Annotated in this window: 18 protein-coding genes; 10 read left to right on the top strand and 8 right to left on the bottom strand. The window is 63.5% G+C overall.

The features are described 5' to 3' along the window. Positions 1-66: 66 nt before the first annotated feature. The gene (locus tag WM94_RS24305; protein ID WP_031324624.1) at positions 67-420 is read right to left on the bottom strand and encodes a hypothetical protein; all 354 of its coding nucleotides are present in this window, start codon (positions 418-420) and stop codon (positions 67-69) included. A 274-nt stretch (positions 421-694) separates the two neighbouring features. Between WM94_RS24305 and WM94_RS24300 the strand changes: the two genes are divergently transcribed. Then, positions 695-5,560, top strand: coding sequence for an NAD-glutamate dehydrogenase (locus WM94_RS24300; RefSeq protein WP_013971665.1), 4,866 nt, complete (start codon positions 695-697; stop codon positions 5,558-5,560). Positions 5,561-5,690: 130 nt separating this feature from the next. On the opposite strand, the gene WM94_RS24295 is transcribed toward WM94_RS24300, so the two are convergent. Continuing rightward, positions 5,691-6,509 (bottom strand): pyruvate, water dikinase regulatory protein, encoded by an 819-nt coding sequence (locus WM94_RS24295; RefSeq protein WP_009684026.1) that lies wholly within the window; start codon positions 6,507-6,509, stop codon positions 5,691-5,693. Between the two features lie 177 nt (positions 6,510-6,686). Here WM94_RS24295 and ppsA point away from each other — a divergent pair, with 177 nt between their 5' ends. From ppsA to WM94_RS24255, 8 genes are all read left to right on the top strand, one after another. Further along, complete coding sequence (gene ppsA, locus WM94_RS24290) at positions 6,687-9,062, top strand: phosphoenolpyruvate synthase (RefSeq protein ID WP_015269493.1); 2,376 nt, start codon at positions 6,687-6,689, stop codon at positions 9,060-9,062. 102 nt (positions 9,063-9,164) lie between these two features. Next, positions 9,165-10,157 carry an alpha/beta fold hydrolase gene (locus WM94_RS24285; protein ID WP_024086558.1) on the top strand — a complete coding sequence of 331 codons (993 nt, stop codon included), beginning with the start codon at positions 9,165-9,167 and terminating at the stop codon, positions 10,155-10,157. Positions 10,158-10,376: 219 nt separating this feature from the next. Next, positions 10,377-10,868, top strand: a complete 492-nt coding sequence (gene rraA, locus WM94_RS24280) for a ribonuclease E activity regulator RraA (RefSeq protein ID WP_013971668.1) — start codon at positions 10,377-10,379, stop codon at positions 10,866-10,868. A gap of 27 nt (positions 10,869-10,895) precedes the next feature. Further along, complete coding sequence (locus tag WM94_RS24275; RefSeq protein WP_013971669.1) at positions 10,896-11,891, top strand: zinc transporter ZntB; 996 nt, start codon at positions 10,896-10,898, stop codon at positions 11,889-11,891. Positions 11,892-12,096: 205 nt separating this feature from the next. Further along, entirely contained in the window at positions 12,097-12,369 is a 273-nt protein-coding gene (locus WM94_RS24270; protein WP_004376140.1) for a hypothetical protein, read from the top strand. A 2-nt stretch (positions 12,370-12,371) separates the two neighbouring features. Continuing rightward, positions 12,372-13,196 carry a mechanosensitive ion channel domain-containing protein gene (locus WM94_RS24265; RefSeq protein WP_004376138.1) on the top strand — a complete coding sequence of 275 codons (825 nt, stop codon included), beginning with the start codon at positions 12,372-12,374 and terminating at the stop codon, positions 13,194-13,196. A gap of 112 nt (positions 13,197-13,308) precedes the next feature. Beyond that, positions 13,309-13,875 (top strand): RNA polymerase sigma factor SigX, encoded by a 567-nt coding sequence (gene sigX / locus WM94_RS24260; RefSeq protein WP_003248665.1) that lies wholly within the window; start codon positions 13,309-13,311, stop codon positions 13,873-13,875. A 111-nt stretch (positions 13,876-13,986) separates the two neighbouring features. Next, positions 13,987-15,024, top strand: a complete 1,038-nt coding sequence (locus WM94_RS24255) for an OmpA family protein (protein WP_004376136.1) — start codon at positions 13,987-13,989, stop codon at positions 15,022-15,024. Positions 15,025-15,213: 189 nt separating this feature from the next. On the opposite strand, the gene cobA is transcribed toward WM94_RS24255, so the two are convergent. The 5 genes from cobA to WM94_RS24230 all read right to left on the bottom strand — a co-directional run bounded on the left by cobA (position 15,214) and on the right by WM94_RS24230 (position 20,985). Beyond that, on the bottom strand, positions 15,214-15,954 hold the full coding sequence (gene cobA / locus WM94_RS24250; RefSeq protein WP_061552297.1) for a uroporphyrinogen-III C-methyltransferase: 741 nt from the start codon (positions 15,952-15,954) through the stop codon (positions 15,214-15,216). Positions 15,955-15,981: 27 nt separating this feature from the next. Further along, complete coding sequence (locus WM94_RS24245) at positions 15,982-17,652, bottom strand: bifunctional protein-serine/threonine kinase/phosphatase (protein ID WP_039614901.1); 1,671 nt, start codon at positions 17,650-17,652, stop codon at positions 15,982-15,984. 9 nt (positions 17,653-17,661) lie between these two features. Beyond that, positions 17,662-18,873 carry a NarK/NasA family nitrate transporter gene (locus WM94_RS24240; RefSeq protein WP_061552296.1) on the bottom strand — a complete coding sequence of 404 codons (1,212 nt, stop codon included), beginning with the start codon at positions 18,871-18,873 and terminating at the stop codon, positions 17,662-17,664. 309 nt (positions 18,874-19,182) lie between these two features. Continuing rightward, positions 19,183-19,758: an ANTAR domain-containing response regulator gene (locus WM94_RS24235; RefSeq protein ID WP_013971673.1), complete on the bottom strand. Its 576-nt coding sequence runs from the start codon at positions 19,756-19,758 to the stop codon at positions 19,183-19,185. Positions 19,759-19,770: 12 nt separating this feature from the next. Further along, positions 19,771-20,985: a CmpA/NrtA family ABC transporter substrate-binding protein gene (locus tag WM94_RS24230; protein WP_039614903.1), complete on the bottom strand. Its 1,215-nt coding sequence runs from the start codon at positions 20,983-20,985 to the stop codon at positions 19,771-19,773. A 144-nt stretch (positions 20,986-21,129) separates the two neighbouring features. On the opposite strand from WM94_RS24230, the gene WM94_RS24225 reads away from it, so the two are divergent. Further along, complete coding sequence (locus tag WM94_RS24225) at positions 21,130-22,155, top strand: quinone-dependent dihydroorotate dehydrogenase (RefSeq protein ID WP_061552295.1); 1,026 nt, start codon at positions 21,130-21,132, stop codon at positions 22,153-22,155. A 94-nt stretch (positions 22,156-22,249) separates the two neighbouring features. Here WM94_RS24225 and rmf read toward each other — a convergent pair whose 3' ends face one another. Beyond that, positions 22,250-22,465 carry a ribosome modulation factor gene (gene rmf, locus WM94_RS29765; protein WP_003248687.1) on the bottom strand — a complete coding sequence of 72 codons (216 nt, stop codon included), beginning with the start codon at positions 22,463-22,465 and terminating at the stop codon, positions 22,250-22,252. Between the last annotated feature and the right edge of the window lie 524 nt (positions 22,466-22,989).

Raw genomic sequence — 22,989 nt, 5'->3', positions numbered from 1 at the left:
TGCACTGGCCTCTTCGCAGCACAAGGCTGCTCCTGCAGATCCTGCGCAGCGCTTCGATGAAGCGTGTCATAGCTCGCAGACAAAGGTGCCGGTCCCGGCCAGGATGTTCTCCAGGGTTTGCTTCACTTCATCCATGTCACTCAACTCGCTGGTCAGGTTGATCTCCAGCACCTCATCCCCCTTCAGCGCATCCCGGTCGCCGGCCGCCACTTCGATCAGCAGGCGCTTGGCGCTCAGGGTCACTTTCAGGCCATCCAGCGTCGACGGCTCGTCATCCAGGGTAAGGTCGACGGTGTCTTCGTCCGGGTAGCGGGTCAGCAGGAACATCTGACCCTTGTCGCTGTGGCAGCACAGGGTCGCCATGTTGTCTTCCTCGTCATCGCAAGGGGTGGCGAACAGCAGGGCAGTATTGATTTGCATGGACAAGGCTCGGTTCAAAGGAAACGGAAGGGAATTCTGACAGTCTTGCCGACAGGCATAAACGTAAAGTTACCGCCCCTTGACCGAAATTGTCGCAGCGCTGCAAGCCTTGATGACCGATCAGTCGTTAAGCTTCGGCGAGCCCTGGGCGTGCCTGCGCACGTTCAACGCCTGGTTTTACCGTCCGCCTTGCCACGGGTTGGCTATCGTTGATCCGTACACGGCGCACGCAGCGACGCTTCAATTATTACAAAGCCCAAGCGGAGTACCACAGATGGCGTTCTTCACCGCAGCCAGCAAAGCCGACTTCCAGCATCAACTGCAAGCGGCCCTGGCGCAGCACATCAGCGAACAGTCCCTACCACAAGTCGCGCTGTTCGCCGAGCAGTTCTTCGGCATCATCTCTCTGGACGAACTCACCCAACGCAGGCTTTCCGACCTGGCCGGCTGCACCCTGTCAGCCTGGCGCATCATCGAGCGTTTCGACCCCGAATACCCGCAAGTACGGGTGTACAACCCCGATTACGAGCGTAATGGCTGGCAATCGACCCACAGCGTGGTCGAAGTGCTGCACCACGACCTGCCGTTCCTGGTCGACTCGGTACGCACCGAGCTCAACCGCCGCGGCTACAGCATCCACACCCTGCAGACCACCGTGCTCAGCGTGCGCCGCGGCGCCAAGGGCGAGCTGCTTGAACTGCTACCCAAGGGCACCCAGGGCGAGGGCGTACGCCATGAGTCGCTGATGTACCTGGAGATCGACCGTTGCGCCAACGCCGCCGAGCTGACGGTACTGGCCCGCGAGATCGAGCAGGTGCTGGCCGAGGTGCGGGTGGTGGTGGCCGACTTCGAACCGATGAAGGCCAAGCTGCGTGAAGTGGTTGCGGAGGTGGAGCAGACCGCCTTTGGCCCGGCGCAGAACGAAAAGGGCGAGGTCAAGGCTTTCCTCGAGTGGCTGCTGGACAACCACTTCACCTTCCTGGGCTATGAAGAATTCACCGTCAAGGGCGACGCCGATGGCGGCCAGATGGTCTACGACGAGCAGTCGTTCCTCGGCCTGCCGCGCCGCCTGCGCGTGGGCCTGACGAGCGACGAGCTGCGCATCGAAGACTACGCCGTGGCCTACCTCAACGAACCGCTGCTGCTGTCGTTCGCCAAGGCCGCGCTGCCAAGCCGCGTACACCGCCCGGCCTACCCGGACTACGTGTCGATCCGCCAGCTGGACGCCAATGGCAAGGTGATCAAGGAGCACCGCTTCATGGGCCTGTACACCTCGTCGGTGTACGGCGAAAGCGTGCATGCCATCCCTTATATCCGGCAGAAGGTCACCGAAGTCGAGCGCCGCTCGGGCTTCGATCCCAAGGCCCACCTGGGCAAGGAACTGGCCCAGGTACTGGAAGTACTGCCGCGCGACGACCTGTTCCAGACCCCGGTCGACGAGCTGTTCAGCACCGTCATGTCGATCGTGCAGATCCAGGAACGCAACAAGATCCGCGTGTTCCTGCGCAAGGACCCATACGGCCGCTTCTGCTACTGCCTGGCCTATGTACCGCGGGAAATCTACTCCACCGAAGTGCGGCAGAAGATCCAGCAGGTGCTGATGGAGCGCCTGAAGGCCAGCGACTGCGAGTTCTGGACCTTCTTCTCCGAATCGGTGCTGGCCCGTGTGCAGCTGATTTTGCGGGTAGACCCGAAAAACCGCATCGACATCGACCCGCAGCAGCTGGAACGCGAAGTGATCCAGGCCTGCCGCTCGTGGCATGACGACTACTCGGCGCTGGTGATCGAGAACTTCGGCGAAGCCCAGGGCACCAACATCCTCGCCGACTTCCCCAAAGGTTTCCCGGCCGGCTACCGCGAGCGCTTCGCCGCGCACTCGGCGGTGGTCGACCTGCAGCACGTGCTGAACCTGTCGGAAAGCAAGCCGCTGGCGATGAGCTTCTACCAGCCATTGACCCAGGTCGGGGAACGCACCCTGCACTGCAAGCTGTACCACGCCGACACGCCGCTGGCGCTGTCCGACGTGCTGCCGATCCTGGAGAACCTTGGCCTGCGCGTACTCGGCGAGTTCCCGTACCGCCTGCGCCATGCCAGTGGCCGCGGCTACTGGATCCACGACTTCGCCTTCACCTACAGCGAAGGCCTGAGCCTGGACATCCAGCAGCTCAACGACACCCTGCAGGATGCCTTCATCCACATCGTCCGCGGCGATGCCGAGAACGACGCCTTCAACCGCCTGGTGCTGACCGCCGGCCTGCCATGGCGCGACGTGGCGTTGCTGCGCGCCTACGCCCGTTACCTGAAGCAGATTCGCCTGGGCTTCGACCTGGGCTACATCGCCAGTACCCTGAACAACCACACCGACATCGCCCGCGAGCTGACCCGGTTGTTCAAGACCCGCTTCTACCTGGCGCGCAAACTCACCCAGGAAGACCTGGATGACAAGCAACTGCGCCTGGAGCAAGCCATCCTGACCGCGCTGGACGACGTGCAGGTGCTCAACGAAGACCGCATCCTGCGTCGCTACCTGGACCTGATCAAGGCCACCCTGCGCACCAACTTCTACCAGCCGGACGCCAACGGCCACAACAAGTCGTACTTCAGCTTCAAGTTCAACCCCAAGCTGATCCCCGAACTGCCTAAACCAGTGCCCAAGTTCGAGATCTTCGTCTACTCGCCACGGGTCGAAGGCGTGCACCTGCGCTTTGGCAACGTCGCCCGCGGCGGCCTGCGCTGGTCCGACCGCGAGGAAGACTTCCGCACCGAAGTGCTGGGCCTGGTGAAAGCCCAGCAGGTCAAGAACTCGGTCATCGTGCCGGTCGGCGCCAAGGGCGGCTTCCTGCCGCGCCGCCTGCCGCTGGGCGGCAGCCGTGACGAGATCGCCGCCGAAGGCGTGGCGTGCTACCGCATCTTCATTTCCGGCCTGCTCGACATCACCGACAACCTCAAGGACGGTGGCGTGGTGCCGCCGGCCAACGTGGTACGCCATGACGATGACGACCCGTACCTGGTGGTGGCGGCCGACAAGGGCACCGCGACCTTCTCGGACATCGCCAACGGCATCGCCATCGACTACGGCTTCTGGCTGGGCGACGCCTTCGCCTCGGGCGGCTCGGCCGGTTACGACCACAAGAAGATGGGCATTACCGCGCGCGGCGCCTGGGTGGGCGTGCAGCGCCACTTCCGCGAGCGCGGCATCAATGTGCAGGAAGACCCGATCACCGTCATTGGCGTCGGCGACATGGCCGGCGACGTGTTCGGCAACGGCCTGCTGATGTCCGACAAGCTGCAATTGGTGGCGGCGTTCAACCACCTGCACATCTTCATCGACCCGAACCCGGAGCCTGCTTCCAGCTTTGCCGAGCGCAAGCGCCTGTTCGACCTGCCGCGCTCGGCCTGGAGCGACTACGACACCAGCATCATGTCCGAAGGCGGCGGTATCTTCCCGCGCAGTGCCAAGAGCATCGCCATCAGCCCGCAGATGAAAGAGCGCTTCGCCATCGAAGCCGATCGCCTGACCCCGACCGAGCTGCTCAATGCGCTGCTCAAGGCACCGGTAGACCTGCTGTGGAACGGTGGCATCGGTACCTACGTCAAGGCCAGCACCGAGAGCCACGCCGATGTCGGCGACAAGGCCAACGACGCGCTGCGGGTCAATGGCAACGAGCTGCGCTGCAAGGTGGTGGGCGAGGGCGGCAACCTGGGCATGACCCAGCTTGGCCGGGTCGAGTTCGGCCTGCATGGCGGCGCCACCAACACCGACTTCATCGACAACGCCGGCGGCGTGGACTGCTCCGACCACGAGGTCAACATCAAGATCCTGCTCAACGAAGTGGTGCAGGGTGGCGACATGACCGAGAAGCAGCGCAACCAGCTGCTGGGCAGCATGACCGACGAAGTGGCCGGGCTGGTGCTGGGCAACAACTACAAGCAGACCCAGGCGCTGTCGCTGGCGGCCCGCCGCGCCCGCGAGCGGATTGCCGAGTACAAGCGCCTGATGGCTGACTTGGAGGCCCGAGGCAAGCTGGACCGTGCCATCGAGTTCCTGCCGTCCGAAGAGCAGTTGGCCGAGCGCCTGGCCGCCGGTCAGGGCCTGACCCGCGCCGAGCTGTCGGTGCTGATCTCGTACAGCAAGATCGACCTCAAGGAACAGCTGCTCAAGTCGCTGGTGCCGGACGATGACTACCTGACCCGCGACATGGAAACCGCCTTCCCGCCGTCGCTGGTCAGCAAGTTCGCCGAGTCCATGCGCCGCCACCGCCTGAAGCGCGAGATCGTCAGCACCCAGATCGCCAACGACCTGGTCAACAACATGGGCATCACCTTCGTCCAGCGCCTGAAGGAGTCGACCGGCATGAGCCCGGCCAACGTGGCCGGGGCCTACGTGATCGTGCGCGACATCTTCCACCTGCCGCACTGGTTCCGTCAGATCGAGGCTCTGGACTACCAGGTGCCGGCGGAAATCCAGCTGACCCTGATGGACGAGCTGATGCGCCTGGGCCGTCGTGCCACCCGCTGGTTCCTGCGCAGCCGCCGCAACGAGCAGGACGCCGGGCGCGACACCGCGCACTTCGGGCCGAAGATCGCGCAACTGGGGCTCAAGCTCGACGAGTTGCTCGAAGGCCCGACCCGCGAGCGCTGGATGGTGCGCTACCAGGGCTTCGTTGAGGCTGGTGTGCCGGAGTTGCTGGCGCGCATGGTGGCTGGCACTACCCACCTGTACACCCTGTTGCCGATCATCGAGGCGTCGGATGTTACCGGCCATGACCCGGCGCAGGTGGCCAAGGCGTTCTTCGCCGTGGGCAGCGCACTGGACCTGACCTGGTACCTGCAGGAAATCAGCAACCTGCCGGTGGAGAACAACTGGCAGGCGCTGGCCCGCGAGGCGTTCCGCGACGACATCGACCTGCAGCAGCGGGCGATCACCATCTCGGTACTGCAGATGGCCGATGCACCGGAAGACATGGACGCCCGCGTGGCGCTGTGGGCCGAGCAGCACCGGGGGATGGTGGAGCGCTGGCGCGCCATGCTGGATGACCTGCGCAATGCAACGGGTACCGATTATGCGATGTACGCGGTGGCCAACCGCGAGCTGGTCGACCTGGCCATGAGCGGGCAGGCGGCGGTGGTGCCGTCCTGAGCCATGAGCTGAAATGAAAAGCCCCGGCAGTGATGCCGGGGCTTTTTTATTCCAGTGCTGCTATCACAAGGCTTGAGTGTAGTGAGGCCCCTGTAGGAGCGGGTTTACCCGCGAAGAGGCCGGTACAGGCTTACTTGAACCTGCGCTCCACCCCTTTCTCCACCAGGATCTTCGCCGAAATCTCTTCCACCGAAAAATGCGTGGAATTGATGTTGGGAATGTTCTCCCGGCGGAACAGGCTCTCCACTTCTCGCACTTCGAACTCGCACTGGGCAAAGCTGGAATAGCGGCTGTTGGGTTTGCGCTCGTGGCGGATGGCGGTGAGGCGGTCGGGGTCGATGGTCAGGCCGAACAGCTTGTTGTGGTGCTTTTTCAGCACCGCCGGCAGCTGCAGGCGCTCCATGTCGTCCTCGGTCAGCGGGTAGTTGGCGGCGCGGATGCCGAACTGCATGGCCATGTACAGGCAGGTGGGGGTCTTGCCGCAGCGCGATACGCCTACCAGGATCAGGTCGGCCTTGTCGTAGTAGTGGGTGCGTGCGCCATCGTCATTGTCCAGGGCGAAATTCACCGCCTCGATGCGTTCCATGTAGTTGGAATTGCCGCCAATGGAGTGCGACTTGCCGACGGAATACGACGAATGGGCAGTCAATTCCTGTTCAAGTGGGGACAAAAACGAAGAAAAGATGTCGATCATGAAGCCATTCGAGGTAGCCAGGATCTCACGGATGTCCTGATTGACGATGGTATCGAAGATGATCGGGCGTACACCATCGCGCTCGGCCGCAGCGTTGATTTGCTGGACCATGGTCCGCGCCTTTTCCGGCGAATCGATGTAGGGACGGGTGAATTTATTGAACGGAATGCTCTCGAATTGAGCGAGCAGACTCTGGCCCAGGGTTTCGGCGGTGATGCCGGTGCCGTCGGAGATGAAGAACGCGGTTCGTTTCATTTGCGATCTGGGCCTTAAGCTGATGACGTTTCTTGGATATGATAAGTTCGGTTTGCCGAATGCGGCTGTCGGCATTCTCACTTATTTTCCAGGTACAGGCCACAAGCGTCCGGCCAAGTCAACGAAGGCAGGCGGGCGCCCTTGAGCTTTTCCAACACAGTTAGTGGAGAGATCACCTTGGTAGAGTACGTAGTTTCCCTCGATAAGCTCGGCGTCCATGATGTGGAGCATGTGGGGGGCAAGAACGCATCCCTGGGCGAGATGATCAGCAACCTCGCAGGTGCTGGTGTATCGGTGCCGGGCGGCTTTGCCACTACGGCGCAGGCGTACCGCGATTTTCTCGAACAGAGTGGTCTCAACGACCGTATCCATGCCGCGCTCGACGCACTCGATGTGGATGACATCAACGCCCTGACCAAGACCGGCGCGCAGATTCGCCAGTGGGTCATGGAAGCCGACTTCCCGGCACGTCTGGATTCGGAAATCCGTACGGCCTTCGCCGAAATGGCTGCCGGCAACGACAACATGGCCGTTGCCGTGCGTTCCTCTGCCACCGCCGAAGACCTGCCGGACGCCTCGTTCGCCGGCCAGCAGGAAACCTTCCTCAACATCCGCGGCGTCGACAACGTGATCCGCGCGGCCAAGGAAGTGTTCGCCTCGCTGTTCAACGACCGTGCCATCGCCTACCGCGTGCACCAGGGCTTCGACCACAAGCTGGTGGCCCTGTCCGCCGGCGTGCAGCGCATGGTCCGCTCCGAAACCGGCACCGCCGGCGTCATGTTCACCCTCGACACCGAGTCGGGCTTCCGCGACGTGGTGTTCATCACCGGCGCCTACGGCCTGGGCGAAACCGTGGTGCAGGGTGCGGTCAACCCTGACGAATTCTACGTGCACAAGAACACTCTGCAGGCAGGCCGCCCGGCCATCCTGCGCCGCAACCTGGGCAGCAAGGCAATCAAGATGGTCTATGGCGAAGAAGCCAAGGCCGGCCGCTCGGTCAAGACCGTCGAAGTGGACCGCGCCGAGCGCGCGCGCTTCTGCCTGACCGATGCCGAGGTCAGCGAGCTGGCCAAGCAGGCCATGATCATCGAGCAGCACTACCAGCGCCCGATGGACATCGAATGGGCCAAGGACGGTGACGACGGCAAGCTGTACATCGTCCAGGCGCGCCCCGAGACGGTGAAGAGCCGCTCCAGCGCCAACGTCATGGAACGCTACCTGCTGAAAGAGAAGGGCACCGTTCTGGTCGAAGGCCGCGCCATTGGCCAGCGCATCGGCGCCGGCAAGGTCCGCGTGATCAACGACGTATCGGAAATGGACAAGGTCCAGCCGGGCGACGTGCTGGTCTCCGACATGACCGACCCGGACTGGGAACCGGTGATGAAGCGCGCCAGCGCCATCGTCACCAACCGTGGCGGGCGTACCTGCCACGCGGCGATCATCGCCCGTGAGCTGGGCATTCCGGCCGTGGTCGGTTGCGGCAACGCCACCCAGGTGCTGAAAGACGGCCAGGGTGTGACTGTGTCCTGTGCCGAAGGCGATACCGGCTTCATCTTCGAGGGCGAGCTGGGCTTCGATGTGAAGCAGAACTCGGTCGACGCCATGCCCGACCTGCCATTCAAGATCATGATGAACGTCGGCAACCCGGACCGTGCCTTCGATTTCGCCCAGCTGCCCAACGCCGGTGTCGGCCTGGCGCGCCTGGAGTTCATCATCAACCGCATGATCGGCGTGCACCCCAAGGCGCTGCTGAACTACGCCGGCCTGCCAGCCGACCTGAAGGACAGCGTCGACAAGCGCATCGCCGGCTACAACGACCCGGTAGGCTTCTATGTCGAGAAGCTGGTCGAGGGCATCAGCACCCTGGCTGCGGCCTTCTACCCGAAAAAGGTCATCGTGCGCCTGTCGGACTTCAAGTCCAACGAGTACGCCAACCTGATCGGCGGCAAGCTGTACGAGCCGGAAGAAGAGAACCCGATGCTCGGCTTCCGTGGCGCTTCGCGTTACATCAGCGAATCGTTCCGTGACTGCTTCGAGCTCGAGTGCCGTGCGCTCAAGCGCGTGCGCAACGAGATGGGCCTGACCAACGTCGAGATCATGGTGCCGTTCGTGCGTACCCTGGGTGAAGCCAGCCAGGTTGTCGACCTGCTCGCCGAAAACGGCCTGGCACGTGGCGACAACGGCCTGCGCGTGATCATGATGTGCGAACTGCCGTCCAACGCCATCCTCGCCGAAGAGTTCCTGGAGTACTTCGACGGCTTCTCGATCGGCTCCAACGACCTGACCCAGCTGACCCTGGGCCTGGACCGTGACTCGGGCATCATCGCCCACCTGTTCGACGAGCGTAACCCTGCGGTGAAGAAGCTGCTGGCCAACGCCATTGCCGCGTGCAACAAGGCTGGCAAGTACATCGGCATCTGCGGCCAGGGCCCGTCGGACCACCCGGACCTGGCCAAGTGGCTGATGGAGCAGGGTATCGACAGCGTGTCGCTGAACCCGGATTCGGTACTCGAAACCTGGTTCTACCTGGCGGAAGGCCAGGGCGCGGTCTGATGCAGTAAAACGCGGGGGTACGTCTGGCGTACCCCCGCCTGGTTTTTTCCAGGGCGAGCTCCAGCAATGGATCCCGCCCTTTTTTGTGCACCAAGCAACCTTATGCAAAGCAGCAGCACTCTATTCCCCGTGGCCCTGCTCAGTGCCGAACGCCGCGGCGACCTCAGCGAAGACGTATATCGGATCAAGGCCGGCAACAGCCCTGACCCCAGCGTCGAGCTGGCTGTCACCCGCCTGGGGCTGGCCGATCAGGGGCAGGCCCAGGGCGTACCGGTCATTCTCTTGCACGGCAGCTTCTCCAACCGCCGCTTCTGGTATTCCCCCAAAGGGGTTGGCCTGGGCGCCTATCTCGCCCGCGCCGGCTTCGATGTGTGGATCCCGGAAATGCGCGGCCATGGCCTGTCGCCGCGCAACCATGACTGGAAGCACAACAGCGTTGCCGCCTATGCCCGCGATGACCTGCCGCTGATTGCCGCGTTCGTGCGCGAGCAGTCGGGCCAGACGCCGCACTGGGTCGGCCATTCCCTGGGCGGCACGACCCTGGCGGCAGCGCTGGGCGGTGGTTTTCTGGCTGCCGAACAGGTGGCCAGCGTGGCGCTGTTCGGTACCCAGATCAGCCGCGTGTACTGGCCGCTGAAGGTGCCACCGCTGGCCTGGGGGGCCAAGCTGCTGCTCAAGCGCTGGGGGCAGATTTCCGGGCCTCGTTTCAAACGTGGGCCGGAGGATGAGCCGATCGGCCTGGCCCTGGAAAGCATGCGCTGGCATGGCCTGTTCGGGCGCTTTGGCGATAAACAGAGCGACTGGTGGGCGGGGCTGGCCAAGGTGGATGTGCCGCTGCTGGCCGTGGCTGGTGCGGGGGACTTCCAGGACCCGGTGTGGGCCTGCCGCAAGCTGTTCGAGCAATTCGGCGGTGAGCGCAAGCAGTTTCTGCGGCTGGGGCTCGAGGAAGGCTTCGACGCTTTCGGGCATGTCGACATGCTGGTGAGCAAGGCCGCGCAGGTGCAGGTGTGGCCGCTGGTGGAGCGTTGGCTGCGGGATCCGCTGGTGCCGGTGCATGAATCCACGGTGGTGGCGGAGCCTGTGCCCGTCGGTTGAATGGGTTGCGCCTGTGCTGGCCTCTTCGCGGGTAAACCCGCTCCCACAGGAATTGCACAGGGCTCGGGTGCAGTGAAAACCCTGTGGGAGCGGGCGTGCCCGCGAAAGGGCCGGTACAGGCAAAACACAACTGACTGCTTGGTCCCGGATGACTGCAATGGGCTCTACGGTGTAGCCTTGGCCGATACCCGCTTTCGTTGTGACTGACAGGAGCTTCCCATGCAGCATTACGTTACGCCCGACCTGTGTGATGCCTACCCGGACCTGGTGCAGGTGCTGGAACCGATGTTCAGCAATTTCGGCGGCCGCGATTCGTTCGGCGGCCAGATCGTCACCATCAAGTGCTTCGAAGACAACTCGCTGGTCAAGGAGCAGGTCGAGCTCGATGGCAAGGGCAAGGTCCTGGTCGTCGATGGTGGCGGCTCGCTGCGCCGCGCACTGCTCGGCGACATGCTCGCCGAGAAGGCCGCCAGGAACGGTTGGGAAGGCCTGGTGATCTACGGCTGCGTGCGCGACGTCGACGTGCTGATCCAGACCGACGTCGGCGTGCAGGCCCTGGCCAGCCACCCGATGAAGACCGACAAGCGCGGCATCGGCGACCTCAACGTGCCAGTGACCTTCGCCGGGGTGACCTTCCGCCCGGGCGAGTATGTGTATGCCGACAACAATGGCGTGCTGGTGTCGCCAAGCCCGTTGAAAATGCCTGAGTAAGGCGCCGCCCGCGCTGATGGAGCTTTGATGTTCGAGGAAGACAACGCGCAGTGGGGGCTGGTGCACGCCCTGGTGCTCGATGGCAAAGGTGGCGCGCGCTCGATTGCCCGTACCGAGCTGGACGACCTGCAGCTGCAACCCGAGCAAAGCCTGTGGCTGCACTGGGATCGCAGCCATCCGCAAACCCGCACCTGGCTGCTGCATGACAGCGGCCTGAGCGCGTTCGCCTGCGAGCTGCTGCTGGAAGAAAACACCCGGCCGCGCCTGCTGCCCATGGCCGATGAACAGTTGTTGCTGTTCCTGCGTGGGGTCAACCTCAACCCGGGTGCAGAGCCGGAAGACATGGTCTCGGTGCGTATCTTTGCCGAGGCGCAGCGGGTCATCTCGCTGCGCCTGCGGCCGTTGCGCGCCAGTGACGAGATTCTCCAGCAGCTCGAAGAGGGCAGGGGCCCGAAATCGGCTTCCGAGCTGTTGCTGCTGATGGGCGAACTGCTCACCGAAAAGGTTCAGGGTCTGGTCAGCGACCTGTCCGAACTGGCCGACATTGAGGAAGAAAAGGTTGAATCCGACGAACGGTATACCCCGGAGAACGGCAGCCTGCAGCAGATCCGCCGGCGTGCCGCCGGTCTGCGGCGTTTTCTTGCCCCGCAGCGGGAAATCTACGCCCAGTTGTCGCGTAGCAAATGGAGCTGGTTCGCCGATGCCGACGCCGATTACTGGAACGAGCTGAACAACAGCCTCATCCGCTACCTCGAAGAGCTGGAACTGACCCGCGAACGTGCCGCGCTGGTGCTGGAAAGCCAGGATCGCCGGCGTAGCGAGCGCATGAACCGCACCATGTACCGCTTCGGCATCATCACCTGCATCTTCCTGCCCATGAGCTTCATCACCGGGCTGCTGGGCATCAATGTCGGCGGCATCCCCGGGGCGGAAAACCCCTATGGTTTCCTGTTCGCCTGCATCGTCGTGCTGGGGCTGGCGGTGGGGCAGTGGTGGCTGTTTCGGCGGTTGCGGTGGGTATAGATGTCGATTGACCTGCTCTGGCCTCTTCGCGGGCACGCCCGCTCCCACAGGGACACCACAGCCTTCAGGTTCTGTGGGATCCCTGTGGGAGCGGGCGTGCCCGCGAAGAAGCCGACGCGCATTCATTTTGAAACACTCGTCCCAATGCGATGTGTGACCCATCGACCGGCCATCTCGTCTCTGACTGACACTGCGCGAGGTGCCCATGCACGATCCGTTTGAAGAATCCCTGCGCGACCTGCTCAAGGCGTCCCCCTCCGGCAATGACCGGGACGACCGGGACGACGCCGCTTGCCTGGGTCGCGTGCTGAAAACCGCCAATCGCCAGGTTGGCGCGGGCGATCTGTTCAGCCTGCTTGGCCGCTGGAGCCAGGCGCTGCTGATCGCCGTGAACAATGGCGCGGCGCATGTTGCGCCGGTGCGTCGACACTCTTCCCGCAACGCTGCCAACGGCAGCAAAGCAGATAAGGCCGATTGAATATGGAACTCGATCTCTGGACCCAGAGCCTGGTCACCGCCATGACTGCCCTTTGGACCAAGGTAGCGAACTTCATCCCCAACCTGTTCGGCGCGCTGGTCGTGGTGCTGCTCGGTTTCGTGGTGGCCAAGCTGCTCGACACGCTGCTGTCCAAACTGCTGGCCAAGTTCGGCCTGGACCGCCTGATGGCCGGCACCGGCCTGACCAAGATGCTCGGCCGGGTCGGCATCCAGGTACCCATCTCCACCCTGATCGGCAAGATCGTCTACTGGTTCGTGCTGCTCATCTTCCTGGTCTCGGCCGCAGAGTCGCTGGGCCTGGAGCGGGTTTCGGCAACCCTCGACATGCTTGCCCTTTACCTGCCGAAGGTGTTCGGCGCAGCCCTGGTGCTGCTGGCCGGCGTGCTGCTGGCCCAGGTGGCCAACGGCCTGGTACGCGGCGCTGCCGAAGGCATCGGCCTGGAGTACTCGGCAGGCCTGGGGCGTATCACCCAGGGCCTGGTGATCATCATCAGCATCTCGGTGGCCATCAGCCAGCTGGAGGTGAAAACCGACCTGCTGAACCATGTGATCGTGATCGGGCTGATTACCGTTGGTCTGGCCGTTGCGCTGGCAATGGGCCTGGGTAGCCGCGAAATCGCCGGGCAGATCCTGGCCGGCATTTACGTGCGCGAACTGTATCAGGTGGGCCAGCAGGTGCGAATTGGAGAGGTCGAAGGGCACATCGAGGAAATCGGCACGGTCAAGACGACGCTGCTGACCGATGATGGCGAACTGGTGTCGCTGTCCAACCGCGAGTTGCTTGAGCAGCGAGTCAATAGCCGCTAACCGCACAAAGCTGTTAATGTATGCCGCCGCGAAAATCGACCCACGGGGTCGCGCGGCGACATTGACCTGACTGTCGGCCAGATCCGTTTTGAATAAAGTTCATTCGCCGCCCATGCGTTATGACCCCCGCGAGCTCACCGACGAAGAGTTGGTGGCGCGTTCGCATGAAGAGCTGTACCACGTTACCCGCGCCTATGAGGAGCTCATGCGGCGCTACCAACGGACCCTGTTCAACGTCTGTGCACGTTATCTGGGGAACGACCGTGACGCGGACGATGTCTGTCAGGAAGTCATGTTGAAAGTGCTGTACGGGCTGAAGAACTTCGAGGGTAAGTCCAAGTTCAAGACCTGGCTCTACAGCATCACCTACAACGAATGCATTACCCAGTACCGCAAGGAGCGCCGTAAACGTCGGTTGATGGATGCCTTGAGTCTGGACCCTGTCGAAGAGGCGTCCGAAGACAAGGCTCCGAAGCCGGAAGAAAAAGGCGGGCTGGACAAGTGGCTGGTGCATGTGAACCCGATTGACCGGGAAATCCTGGTGCTGCGTTTTGTCGCAGAGCTGGAATTTCAGGAAATTGCCGACATCATGCACATGGGCCTGAGCGCGACAAAAATGCGCTACAAGCGCGCGCTAGACAAGCTTCGGGAGAAATTTGCCGGCCTCGATGAAACTTAGTGGCGTGCAAATATCTCTAACGAACCGGCGAGTTCTGCTAGACTTGCCGTCGAGTTGTCCCCCTTGTTTGTGGTGGGACTGCTTAACTATCACCAGATGGGGATTTAACGGATGAAATTGAAAAACACCTTGGGCTTGGCCATTGGCTCGCTCGTCGCTGCTACTTCGTTCGGCGTTCTGGCTCAAGGCCAAGGCGCTGTGGAAATCGAAGGCAACGTTACCAAGCAGTACTACGACAGCGAACGTAACTTCAAGAACGACGGCACCAATCCTGGTGTTCGCCTGGGCTACTTCCTGACCGACGACGTTTCCCTGGACCTCGGCTACAACGAGACCCACAACGCTCGTGGTGAAGTCTTCAACAAAGACATCAAAGGTTCCAAGGCCAAGCTCGACGCTACCTACCACTTCGGTACCGTTGGCGACGCTCTGCGTCCGTACGTTTCCGCCGGTTTCGCTCACGAGAGCCTGGGCCAGGCCACTCGTAGCGGCCGCGACCACTCCACCTTCGCCAACGTTGGCGCTGGCGCCAAGTGGTACATCACCGACATGTTCTTCGCCCGTGCTGGTGTAGAAGCCATGTACAACATCGACAACGGCAACACCGAGTGGGGCCCGACCGTTGGTGTTGGTCTGAACTTCGGCGGTAGCCCGAAGCAAGCTGAAGTCGCTCCGGCCCCAGTTGCCGAAGTGTGCTCCGACTCCGACAACGACGGCGTTTGCGACAACGTCGACAAGTGCCCTGACACCCCGGCTAACGTTACCGTTGACGCTGATGGCTGCCCGGCTGTTGCCGAAGTCGTTCGCGTTGAGCTGGACGTCAAGTTCGACTTCGACAAGTCGGTCGTCAAGCCAAACAGCTACGGCGACATCAAGAACCTGGCTGACTTCATGAAGCAGTACCCACAGACCACCACCACCGTGGAAGGTCACACTGACTCCGTCGGCCCAGACGCTTACAACCAGAAGCTGTCCGAGCGTCGTGCCAACGCTGTCAAGCAGGTCCTGACCCAGCAGTACGGCGTAGAATCCAGCCGTGTTGATTCGGTTGGCTACGGCGAAACCCGTCCGGTTGCCGACAACGCCACCGAAGAAGGCCGCGCTGTCAACCGTCGCGTTGAAGCTCAGGTAGAAGCCCAGGCCAAGTAATTGGTTTGAAGCTTCATGAAAAACCCGGCCTCGGCCGGGTTTTTCTTTGCCTGGGATTTATCCGGTCTCAAAGCCTGCACAATGCCTGTAGGAGCAGCCTTGCGCTGCGAAGAGGCCATTACAGCAACAGAATACCATTGCCCTTACCGGCCTCTTCGCAGCGCAAGGCTGCTCCTACAGGGATGGCGTTCAGCCCGCTAATGCGATCAGCCCCAGGGCCTGCTGTTCCCCAACCACCTCCCCAATCACCAAAATCGCCGGGCTACGCAAGCCAAACCCCCGCGCATCCTCGACCATCCCCCGCACATCGCTCCTGCACTCCCGCTGCTGCGGCAACGAGGCATTCTCGATCATCGCCACCGGCGTCGCCGGTGCCATGCCCCCGTCCAGCAACCCTTGGCGCACCTGCTCCAGCCTGGCCACGCCCATGTACACCACCAGCGTCGTCCCGCCCTGGGCCAAGGCCGCCCAGTTAAGTTCGCTGTCGTCCTGGGTATGGGCCGTGACCAGCGTCACGCCCCGGCTCACACCCCGTGAGGTCAGGGAAATCCCGCATTGCGTGGCGCCAGCCAGGCCGGCGGTGATGCCGTTGACCACTTCCACCTCGATACCATGCCCCTGCAACCACAGCGCCTCTTCACCGCCGCGGCCGAAGATGCACGGGTCGCCGCCCTTGAGCCGGACCACGCAGCGCCCTTGCCGCGCATGGCGCAGCATCAGGCGCTGGATGAACGCCTGCGGCGTGGAGCGGCAGCCGCCGCGCTTGCCCACGGCAATCACACGGGCCTGTGGGCAGTGCTCCAGCACCGCCGGGTTGACCAGGTCGTCGATCATCACCACAGCGGCTTGCCGCAAGGCGCGTACAGCCTTGAGGGTGAGCAGCTCCGGATCACCAGGACCAGCACCAACCAGCCAGACTTTCGCATTCATCAGGGTTTCCTCATCGGCAAGGTGCGTTCAGCCCTTGAGCAGGGTGAGCAGCAAAATCAGGTTGAACAGCAAGGACAGCAGGGCCAGGGTGCGCCAGACCTTCAACGGTTCGCGCTCCAGCAACGGCCGTGGCCGGGTGGGCAGCTCCTGGCGGTCGCCACGTTCGAGCAGCAGTAGCCAGTGTTCGGCGGTTTCGAAGCGCTGCGCCGGGTCGGCTGCCAGCGCCTGCTGCAGGTTGTGCTGCAGCCATTCCGGCAGGTCAGGGCGGTAGCGCGCGGCGTTGACCGGCTGGCCGAAGCGTGGGCGCTGGAAGGCCTCCACCTCGCCGTAGGGGTAATGCCCGGTCAGCAGGTGATACAACGTCACACCCACGGCATACAGGTCCTGGCGTGGGCTGGGCGGTTGGCCGTCGAACGCTTCCGGGGCAATGTATGACGGTGTGCCCGGCAACTCGTGCAGCGGGTCTTCGGACAAGCCCGGGCAGTAGGCCAGGCCGAAGTCCAGCAGGCGCAGCTGCCCATCGCTGCCCAGGTGCAGGTTCTCTGGCTTGATGTCGCGGTGCAGCAGGTTGCGCCGGTGCAATACGCCGACCGCCTGCAGCAGTTGCCGGGCCAGCTCCAGCCACTGCGGCATGGGCAGCGGGCCATGCTCGGCCAGCAGCGCCGCCAGGCTCTGGCCGGGGTATTCGCGCATCACGTAGTACAGGTGCTGGCGCTGGCTGGCGGTGTGCAGCTCGGGAAAGTGCCGGCCAGCGACCCGGCGCAGGAACCATTCCTCCAGCAACAGCCCTTGCGCCGCGCCGGGCTCCTGCTCGCGCGCGGGTGGCAGTGTCTTCAGCAGCCAGGCTCGGCCCTGACTATCGCGCACCCGGTACAGCAGCGACTGGCGGCTTTGCGAAAGCAGCTTTTCGGCTTGCCAGCCATCAATTACCTGGCCTTCACGCAATGGGCCGGGCACCGGCCATTGCTGCAGTTGCGCCAGGGTGTCACCCAGGTTGGCAGTGCCCAATTGCTCGACCTGCACCAGCAAGGCACTGGCGTTGTCCTGGCTGCCGTTCAGGTGCGCGCTGGCGACCAGGGTATCGACGGCCAGTTGCAGGTCGGGTTGCTCGCGCAGCACCGCCTGGATGTGCTGGTCGCCCAGGCTGGCCCATACGCCATCGCTCAACAACAGGAAACTCTCGCCCGGCTGCAGCTCACCTTCCAGATAATCCACCAGCAGGTGCTGGTCCAGGCCCAGCGCGCGCTTCAGTACATGCTGCATGCCGGGCTGGTCCCATACATGGTCTTCGCTCAGGCATTGCAGGCGCCCGGCGTGCCAGCGGTACACGCGACAGTCACCTACGTGGGCCAGGGTAAAGCGTCGGCCGCGCAGCACCAGCGCGCTGAGGGTGGTCAGCAGTGGCTGGCCACTGCCTTGGGCGCGCAGCCAGCGGTTTTGCGCCAGCAGCAGGCGGTCCAGTGCCTGGGCCACGCTCCAGGTCGCGGGGGTGGCGTAATAGTCCAGGGCCAGCGCCTGCAGGCTGGCACGGGCTGCCAGGCCGCCATCGGCACATTGGCTGACGCCGTCGGCGAGGGCGAACAGGTAGCCTTTGCTGGCGGCCAGCTCCGGCGCCGGGGTAACCAGGCGCAGGGCGTCCTGGTTTTCCTCGCGCGGCCCGGTGGCGCTGGCCTGGGCAAAGTTCAGTTGCAGGCTCATGGCTGTGCCTCAGACCCGTGCCGCGGTAACCGCAGCCGAGCCCCAGGTGGTGCGCCAGCGCTGTTTCACGCCGTGCAGGCCGAACCAGGCCAGCAAGCCCAGGCTGGCGAACAGCCACAGCCCCAGCTGGTAGTCACCGGCGTGCTGCTTGATGGTGCCAAGCCCGGCGGCCAGCAGGAAGCCCCCGATGCCGCCGGCCATGCCGATCAGCCCGGTCATCACGCCGATCTCCTGGCGGAAGCGTTGCGGTACCAGTTGGAACACCGCGCCATTGCCGGCTCCCAGGCCGAGCATGGCGCTGACGAACAGGGCCAGTGCGGCGGCGGCGCTAGGCAGGTTGAAGCCGACTGCGGCGATGCAGATGGCCGCCACGCTATACATGCCCAGCAGGGTGCGGATGCCGCCGAAGCGGTCAGCCAAGGCGCCGCCAAGTGGGCGCATCAGGCTGCCGGCGAACACGCAGGCAGCGGTGTAGTAGCCAGCGGTGACCGGGCTCAGGCCATACTGGTCACTGAAATAGCCGGGCAGGGCGCTGGCCAGGCCGATGAAGCCGCCGAAGGTGACGCTGTAGAAGAACATGAACCACCAGCTGTCACGGTCGCCCAGGGCCTTGAGGTAATCGGCCATGGCTTTTGGCTTGGGCCGCTGCGGAGCATTGCGTGCCAGCAGGGCGAACACCAACAGGGCCAGCGACAGCGGGACCAGTGCGAAGCCGAACACATTGTTCCAGCCAAAGCCCGCAGCCAGCGCGGGGGCCAGCAGGGCGGCGAACACTGTGCCGGAGTTGCCGGCACCTGCAATGCCCATGGCTTTGCCTTGGTGCTGTGGCGGGTACCATTGCGAGGCCAGCGGCAGTGACACGGCGAACGAAGCGCCGGCAAAGCCGAGGAACACGCCCAGCAGCAGCGCTTGTTCATAGCTGTGCACGCCCAGGTGCCAGGCAGCGGCGAGGGCGACGATGACCACCACTTGGCCGATCAGCCCCGCGGTCTTGGGTGACAGGCGGTCAACCAGCACGCCCATGGCGAAGCGCAGGATCGCCCCGGCCAGGATCGGCGTGGCCACCATCAGGCCCCGTTGTTGTGCACTCAGCTGCAGATCGGCGGCAATCTGCACCGCCAATGGGCCAAGCAGGTACCAGACCATGAAGCTGAGGTCGAAGTACAGGAACGCGGCGAACAGCGTGGGCACATGCCCGGATTTCCAGAAGCTGGTACTCATCGAACACCTCACTCGGCAATGCAACGGAACGAAAAAGACGCCGCTACCCGCTCCACGTGCGTGGAGGGGAGAGCGACGTCTTTGTCGGGGATTAAGTGGGGCAACCGCCGTTGGCTACCGGTGATATTTGTTGAGCAAGAGATGGGCCAACTCTGAGAAGTTGCAGTCCCCTTGTAGGAGCGGCCTTGTGTCGCGATGGGCTGCGCAGCAGCCCCAGGATCTCAGCTTCGCGGCAGAGATTACCGGGGCTGCTGCGCAGCCCATCGCGACACAAGGCCGCTCCTACAGGGGACCGCGTGAAGCAGGTTGCTAGCCCAGCATCTCGTGCATGGCAATGATCTGCTCGGCCACCTGGATCAGCTTCTGCTGCCGGCTCATGGCCTGGCGGCGCATCAGGGTGTAGGCCTGTTCTTCGTTACAGTCCTTCATCTTCATCAGCAAACCCTTGGCCTGCTCGATGCGCTTGCGTTCAGCCAGTTGCTGGTCCCGTGCGAGCAGCTGCGCCTTCAGCGCCTGGTCACTTTCGAAGCGGGCCATGGCCACATCCAGGATCGGTTGCAGCCGCGCGGCATGGATGCCTTCGACGATGTAGGCGCTGACCCCTGCCTGGATCGCCTGGCGCATCACCCCGGGATCATGCTCGTCGGTGAACAGCACGATTGGCCGTGGCTGGTCACGGCTGACCAGGACCACCTGTTCCATCACATCGCGGTCCGGTGAGTCGGTATCGATAAGCACCACGTCCGGGCGCACCGTTTCGACGCAGGCGGGCAGGTCGATGGTCAGGCCTGGGGCTTCGATGACCTCGAAGCCGGCCTCGCTCAAGGCCGCCTTGAGGCGGCCGAGTTTGCTCTGGGTGTCGTCGATCAGCAGGATGCGCAACATGAATGGTCCCCCTCACGCGCCGACACGGGCATCGGGCAGGTCGCCCAGGGCATGCAGGCTGAAGCTGCGGGCATAGCCGTAGGGGTCGCTGCCGTCCCAGCGGCTGCCATCGATCAGCAGGCTGCTGCGCATCGGCTGCTCGGGGCAGGCCACGCCTAGGCTTTGGGCCGCCTCGCCATACAGTGCCAGCTGCTGGACCTGGCGGGCCACGCCGAGGTAGTCGGGGTCATCGCGCAGCAAGCCCCAGCGGCGGAACTGGGTCATGAACCACATGCCGTCGGACAGGTACGGCAGGTTGGCCCGCCCGTGATCGTGCAGGCGCAGGGCGTGCGGGTCTTGCCAGTGGTTACCCAGGCCATCGTGGTAGCTGCCGAGCAGTCGCGGCTCGATACTTGCCAGCGGAGTGTCCAGGTAGGCGCTGCTGCTGAGCAGTTGCGCAGTGCTGCGGCGGTTTTCCGGGCTTTGCTCGATGAAGCGGCTGGCGGCGAGTACCGCCTTGATCAGCGCGCGGGCGCTGTTGGGGTATTGCTCGGCAAAGGCGCGGGCGCAGGCCAGGACCTTTTCCGGGTGGTCCGGCCAGATCGACTGGCTGGTGGCCAGGGTGAAGCCCTGGCCCGTGGCCACTGCATCGGCAGCCCAGGGTTCGCCCACGCAGAAACCGTCGATGCGCCCGGCCTGGATATGCGCAGCCATTTGCGCCGGTGGTACCACCACGCTGTCGACGTCGCGCAATGGGTGGATGCCCTGGCTGGCCAGCCAGTAATACAGCCACATGGCGTGGGTGCCGGTGGGGAAGGTTTGGGCGAAGGTGAGGCGTGCGCCATGCTGGTGCACCAGGCGCGCCAGTGCTTCAGGGTTGGTCACGCCTTTGCGCTGCAGGGCCGGGGACAGGTTTATGGCCTGGGCGTTCTGGTTCAGCCCCATGAGCACGGCCATGGCGCTGGCCGGTACACCGCCGATGCCCAGGTGCACGGCGTACACCAGGCCATACAGGCAGTGCGCCGCATCCAGTTCGCCGCTGACCAGCTTGTCGCGCAGCCCGGCCCAGGAGCCTTGGCGCTTGAGGTTGAGGGTAAGGCCGTGCTGCTGGGCGAAGCCCTGGGTGGCGGCGACTACCACCGAGGCGCAGTCGGTCAGGGCCATGTAGCCGATGTTCAGGCTGGGCTTTTCCGGCGCGTCGCTGCCGTTGACCCAGGCCAGGGGCGTTGCTCGGGGTGCAGTGTTCACAAGGGTCCTCGCCCGTACTGATAAGGCTGTGGGCTTTTCCGGTGCAACCGATGTGCCATCTGACAGCAGCCCCACGATTTGCTGTCATGCCGGCCCCACGCTGGCTATAATCGCCCCCTCATTCACCCCGAGCCTTGCCCGCCCATGTATACCCTGGCCCGCCAGCTGCTGTTCAAGCTTTCCCCGGAAACCTCCCATGACCTGTCCCTGGACCTGATCGGTGCCGGTGGCCGTCTCGGCCTCAACGGCATGCTGTGCAAGCAGCCGGCGGCTTTGCCGGTTACGGTCATGGGCTTGAACTTCGCCAACCCGGTGGGCCTGGCGGCCGGCCTGGACAAGAACGGTGCGGCCATCGACGGTTTCGCCCAGCTGGGCTTCGGCTTCGTCGAAATCGGCACCGTCACCCCGCGCCCGCAGCCGGGCAACCCCAAGCCACGGCTGTTCCGCCTGCCGGAGGCAACGGCCATCATCAACCGCATGGGCTTCAACAACCTGGGCGTTGATCACCTGCTCGGCCGGGTACGGGCTGCGCGTTACAACGGTGTGCTGGGCATCAACATCGGCAAGAATTTCGACACCCCGGTGGAGCGTGCCGTCGATGACTACCTGATCTGCCTGGACAAGGTGTACACCGAGGCCAGTTACATCACGGTCAACGTCAGTTCGCCCAACACCCCGGGCCTGCGCAGCCTGCAGTTCGGCGATTCGCTCAAGCAGCTGCTCGATGCCCTGGCCGTGCGCCGCGAGCAACTGGCCGGCACGCATGGCAAGCGCGTACCTCTGGCAATCAAGATTGCCCCGGACATGAGCGACGAAGAAACCGCCCTGGTCGCCGCCGCGCTGATGGAGTCGGGCATGGATGCGGTGATCGCCACCAACACCACGCTGGGGCGTGAAGGTGTCGAAGGCCTGCCGTACGGTGACGAGGCGGGTGGCCTGTCGGGTGCGCCGGTGCTGGAAAAGAGCACCCATATCGTCAAGGTGCTGGCGGGCGAGCTGGGCGGCAAGCTGCCGATCATTGCCGCTGGCGGCATTACCGAAGGCCGCCATGCCGCCGAGAAGATCGCTGCCGGGGCGAGCCTGGTGCAGATCTACTCCGGCTTCATCTATAAAGGGCCGGCGCTGATTCGCGAGGCGGTGGACGCTATCGCGGCAATGCCACGGGTTTGATCGGCAATAAAAAAGGGCCCCATCAAGGGGCCCCTGGGCCTTCGCCCGCCGCCCGGATAGGGCGTGCATGGTGAATCGAATTCAGTGTCCTCGTTCAGCCAACGGCGTGATTTTCGTTGAGTCTATGGATGCCAGCGGTGCCAGTCATTCCGTCCCAGTTATCACCGCGACCTTCACGCCAGCCGTTGATCCAGGCTTGGCGAACAGAAGGAAGATTGAAGGGGCAAAGTTCGCGGGATTTGCCGGTGACCCCGTATTGGTAGCCACGTGAATATGCTCTTTCCAACGGATCACGCTTAAGTCTTCTCATAGGGTGTTGCCCTCACTTGTTGACTGTAATGTCCCGTCGGCCTCTCCGAGGCCGGGCAGAGTCTTTCTGCCGGTGTGCGCTCGCTGCCGGCGTGGCGAGCTGAAAGTGCCACCTCGTTGCGAAGCGGCCTGAGACCAGTTCTATCGAATGCGAGTCACGGTGTGAATGATCGATTTGTCATAAGCACGTAACCTTTCCAAGGGTGAGGGGATAAGTAAATAAATGCGACTCAACCTTGTTTAGCGTTGAGCCCGCTATGATCAGGGTTTGCCGATCATTGACGTCATTTCGCCAGCGTTGCTTGCGGATGACAGAAATAATTTGAAATGCGACGAAGGGTCATATCGGCCCTGGTATCGCAAAAAATTTTTCATACTGCCTGATGATCTAAGCTGTCTTTGCCACTGGGCCAAGCACAGATCGGTCAGGCGGCCCGGCCTTTCATTGCACGTTCGCGTGCCGGGAAGGGCCACCCGCACGTCTGCTGGAAAGGAGTGCGGGCAAACATCGCGGGGCGATGCGTC

This window comes from Pseudomonas sp. ABFPK (genome assembly GCF_001586765.1).
Classification (GTDB): domain Bacteria; phylum Pseudomonadota; class Gammaproteobacteria; order Pseudomonadales; family Pseudomonadaceae; genus Aquipseudomonas; species Aquipseudomonas asiatica.
Note: the sequence above shows the minus strand (reverse complement) of the source record. Positions and strands in the feature narration are given on the sequence as shown.

Excerpts from the sequence above, each read along its gene's own strand:
- WM94_RS24305 (WP_031324624.1), bottom strand. The coding sequence starts at position 420 with ATGCAAATCAATACTGCCCTGCTGTTCGCCACCCCTTGCGATGACGAG.
- WM94_RS24300 (WP_013971665.1), top strand. The coding sequence starts at position 695 with ATGGCGTTCTTCACCGCAGCCAGCAAAGCCGACTTCCAGCATCAACTG.
- WM94_RS24295 (WP_009684026.1), bottom strand. The coding sequence starts at position 6,509 with ATGAAACGAACCGCGTTCTTCATCTCCGACGGCACCGGCATCACCGCC.
- WM94_RS24285 (WP_024086558.1), top strand. The coding sequence starts at position 9,165 with ATGCAAAGCAGCAGCACTCTATTCCCCGTGGCCCTGCTCAGTGCCGAA.
- rraA (WP_013971668.1), top strand. The coding sequence starts at position 10,377 with ATGCAGCATTACGTTACGCCCGACCTGTGTGATGCCTACCCGGACCTG.
- WM94_RS24275 (WP_013971669.1), top strand. The coding sequence starts at position 10,896 with ATGTTCGAGGAAGACAACGCGCAGTGGGGGCTGGTGCACGCCCTGGTG.
- WM94_RS24270 (WP_004376140.1), top strand. The coding sequence starts at position 12,097 with ATGCACGATCCGTTTGAAGAATCCCTGCGCGACCTGCTCAAGGCGTCC.
- WM94_RS24265 (WP_004376138.1), top strand. The coding sequence starts at position 12,372 with ATGGAACTCGATCTCTGGACCCAGAGCCTGGTCACCGCCATGACTGCC.
- sigX (WP_003248665.1), top strand. The coding sequence starts at position 13,309 with ATGCGTTATGACCCCCGCGAGCTCACCGACGAAGAGTTGGTGGCGCGT.
- WM94_RS24255 (WP_004376136.1), top strand. The coding sequence starts at position 13,987 with ATGAAATTGAAAAACACCTTGGGCTTGGCCATTGGCTCGCTCGTCGCT.
- cobA (WP_061552297.1), bottom strand. The coding sequence starts at position 15,954 with ATGAATGCGAAAGTCTGGCTGGTTGGTGCTGGTCCTGGTGATCCGGAG.
- WM94_RS24245 (WP_039614901.1), bottom strand. The coding sequence starts at position 17,652 with ATGAGCCTGCAACTGAACTTTGCCCAGGCCAGCGCCACCGGGCCGCGC.
- WM94_RS24240 (WP_061552296.1), bottom strand. The coding sequence starts at position 18,873 with ATGAGTACCAGCTTCTGGAAATCCGGGCATGTGCCCACGCTGTTCGCC.
- WM94_RS24235 (WP_013971673.1), bottom strand. The coding sequence starts at position 19,758 with ATGTTGCGCATCCTGCTGATCGACGACACCCAGAGCAAACTCGGCCGC.
- WM94_RS24225 (WP_061552295.1), top strand. The coding sequence starts at position 21,130 with ATGTATACCCTGGCCCGCCAGCTGCTGTTCAAGCTTTCCCCGGAAACC.
- rmf (WP_003248687.1), bottom strand. The coding sequence starts at position 22,465 with ATGAGAAGACTTAAGCGTGATCCGTTGGAAAGAGCATATTCACGTGGC.